Raw genomic sequence first — 2887 nt, forward strand, 5'->3', positions numbered from 1 at the left:
GGCTCATGTGATCCGGTCGTCGCGAGTGGTTAGATGCTCCCCGTGAAGGAGCAGCAACGACGCGTACGCGCCTATGCGCACCGTGGTGGAGCGCTCCATCCCGACCTGGTCGGGATGGAGAACACCATGGAGGCATTCCGGCATGCGGTGGAGCTCGGCTACACCCATCTCGAGACCGACGTGCACGTCACCCGCGACGGTGTGCTGCTCGCCTTCCACGACGAGGCGCTGGACCGGGTGACCGACGTCAGCGGTCTGATCGCGGAGATGACGTACGCCGAGGTGAAGGCCGCCCGGATCGGCGGGATCCACGGGGTGCCGACGCTGGCGGAGCTCTTCGAGGCGTTCCCAGAGGTCACCTTCAACATCGATCTCAAGTCCGACGGCTCGGTCGGTGCGCTGGCCGAGCTCCTCGCCGCGACCGACCACGAGGACAAGGTCATCGTCGGCTCCTTCTCGGCCCGACGGCTCGAGGCGTTCCGCCGGCTCACCGAGGGACGCGTACGCACCTCGGCCCACATCCGAGAGGTCCTGGCCTATCTGCTGGCGCCGACGACCGGCATCGCCAAGCGACTCGTCGGGTCGCGGTTCGACGCCTTCCAGATCCCGCACCACGAGCACCTCGCCGGGCCGCTGTCGATCCGGGTGGCCTCGCGTGGCCTCGTCCGCCGCGCCCACAGGGCCGGCAAGGAGGTCCACGTCTGGACCATCGACGACCCGGCCGAGATGGAGCGGTTGGTCAAGCGTGACGTCGACGGTCTGATGACGGACCGCACCGACGTGCTCAAAGCGTTCCTGGAGGAACGTGGCCTGTGGGAGGCTGGGCCGTCTCGGACTTCGCCCCACCAATCTGAGCCCGACAAAGAGAACAACGAGGAGCCCGAGAAGTGACCACATCAGCCGGGATCGGCGACTTCACACCGGTCGAGCGGGCCCGGGAGCAGAAGGGCTGGTTCTTCACCGACTGGGCCGTCTCCGCCTTCCAGACGACGGTGGCCGGTGTCCTGTTCGCGCCCTACCTGATCGAGATCGCGAAGGCCGCCGCCGTCGACAACCGGATCGACGTGCTCGGGCTCTCGATCGCGCCCGGCGCGTTGCCGTCGTTCGTGATCACGTTCTCGACGATCCTGTCGGCGATCGTCTACCCGCTGGTCGGCGCGATCGCCGACCGCACCTCGCGCAAGCCCGACCTGATGGCCGGGTTCGCCTGGGCCGGCGCGCTCTGCGCGGCGCTGCTGTTCTTCATGACCGGGGACAACTGGTGGTTCGGCTCGATCATGTTCATCATCGCCAACCTGTGTGCAGGCGCGGCGGTGGTGGTCAGCGACTCGATCCTTCCGCTGATCTCGACCGAGGACGAGCGTGACCGGGTCTCCTCGATCGGCTGGGCCTACGGCTACGCCGGTGGTGGGCTCCTGCTCGCCGTCAACTTCCTCCTAGTCACCTTCGCCGACCCCCTCGGCCTCGGGACGGCGCTGGCGGTGCGGATCTCGATGCTCTCGGCCGCACTGTGGTGGGCGGGGTTCATCATCATCCCGTGGCGCCGGATCCGCCGGCGCGAGCCCGCCGACGTCGAGGACGTCTCCGGCGGTGTCGTGGCGCGCTCTTTCGGTCAGCTGTTCGTGACGCTGCGTGAGCTGCCGCAGTATCCGGTCGCGCTGACCTTCCTGCTGGCGTACCTCTTCTTCAACGACGGCATCCAGACGGTGATCAGCTCGGCGTCGATCTACGGGGTCGAGGAGCTCGGGTTCGAGACCGGCACGATGCTCGGCATCTATCTGCTGGTGCAGTTCGTGGCGGTCGGCGGGGCGGTCTTCTTCGGCCGGCTGGCGAAGAGCTTCGGTGCCAAGCGGGTGATCCTCGGCGGTCTGGGTGGCTGGATGGTCATCGTCGTCGCGGCCTACTTCGTGCCGGAGCAGACCCTGGTGCCGCTCCTGGTCGTCGCGGTCGGGATCGGTCTGGTCATGGGCGGCACCCAGGCGCTGGCCCGGTCCTACTTCTCGCTGTTCATCCCGGCGGGCAAGGAGGCGGAGTACTTCAGCCTCTACCACGCCATGGACCGCGGCACCTCCTGGCTCGGCACCCTGGTCTTCGGGCTCGTCTACCAGATCACCGACTCCTACCGGCCGGCGATCCTGGCGCTGATCGCCTTCTTCGTCGTCGGTGGCGGCCTGCTGGCGCTCGTGAACACCGCGAAGGGCATCGAGCAGGCAGGCAACCGAGCGCCCCAGCGTGTGTGAGAGCGTGCTCAGCGGCTGGCGGTTTCGGGACATCGGCCGTTCAGGACTTTCTCAGGGAGATTCGCAGGTCAGGCGGGTCCTGTGTCGAACAACACGGCGACGATCCCGACATTTCACGGAATCATCACCTCCTCTGTACCGTTGACGATGTGAAGAGGCCAGACGGCCTGCGTCATGAGTCCGCAGACCGCCTCGCTCTTCAGCTCATTCAACGGGGGACGATCGACTCAGGAGGTGCTTCATGGCCGAGCGCACGTTGCGCGGCGCCCGACTGGGCGGACAAAGTTTTGAGGACGAACGCGGGATCGAGTTCGCGGGTCGCCAGCAGGTGGCTTACCGCTGCCCGCAGGGTCACGACTTCGAGATCACGATGTCGGATGAGGCCGAGGTTCCGGCCATCTGGGAGTGCCCGCGCTGCGGCATGGAGGCTCTCAACCTCTCCGGCGCCAAGCCGGAGGAGAAGGCTGAGAAGCCGGCGCGTACGCACTGGGACATGCTCCTGGAGCGGCGCTCGGAGAAGGAGCTCGAGGACATCCTCAAGGAGCGCCTCGACCTGCTTCGTGGTGGCGAGATCGGCCCGGCTCACCTGCACCGCAAGGGACCGGGGAAGAAGAAGGCCAACGCCTGACTTCTGACCCAGCCAGATA

3 protein-coding genes are annotated in these 2887 nt (G+C 67.0%); all 3 read left to right on the plus strand.

Annotation, left to right across the window (positions count from 1 at the left end; all coding sequences use genetic code 11):
• Window positions 1-33: 33 nt before the first annotated feature.
• Window positions 34-891 (plus strand): glycerophosphodiester phosphodiesterase, encoded by an 858-nt coding sequence (locus ACFV9G_RS29720; RefSeq protein WP_378733070.1) that lies wholly within the window; start codon window positions 34-36, stop codon window positions 889-891.
• On the plus strand, window positions 888-2240 hold the full coding sequence (locus tag ACFV9G_RS29725) for an MFS transporter (RefSeq protein ID WP_378733072.1): 1353 nt from the start codon (window positions 888-890) through the stop codon (window positions 2238-2240). The genes ACFV9G_RS29720 and ACFV9G_RS29725 overlap by 4 nt, the downstream gene beginning before the upstream one ends.
• A 241-nt stretch (window positions 2241-2481) precedes the next feature.
• Window positions 2482-2868, plus strand: coding sequence for an RNA polymerase-binding protein RbpA (locus ACFV9G_RS29730; RefSeq protein ID WP_008359714.1), 387 nt, complete (start codon window positions 2482-2484; stop codon window positions 2866-2868).
• The last annotated feature ends 19 nt before the right edge of the window (window positions 2869-2887 follow it).

The sequence above is a fragment of the Nocardioides sp. NPDC059952 genome, from assembly GCF_042730435.1.
In the GTDB taxonomy this organism is placed as follows: domain Bacteria; phylum Actinomycetota; class Actinomycetes; order Propionibacteriales; family Nocardioidaceae; genus Nocardioides.

What these genes read in the sequence shown, in the direction of transcription:
- ACFV9G_RS29720 (WP_378733070.1), top strand. Translation starts at nt 34, where the DNA reads ATGCTCCCCGTGAAGGAGCAGCAACGACGCGTACGCGCCTATGCGCAC.
- ACFV9G_RS29730 (WP_008359714.1), top strand. Translation starts at nt 2,482, where the DNA reads ATGGCCGAGCGCACGTTGCGCGGCGCCCGACTGGGCGGACAAAGTTTT.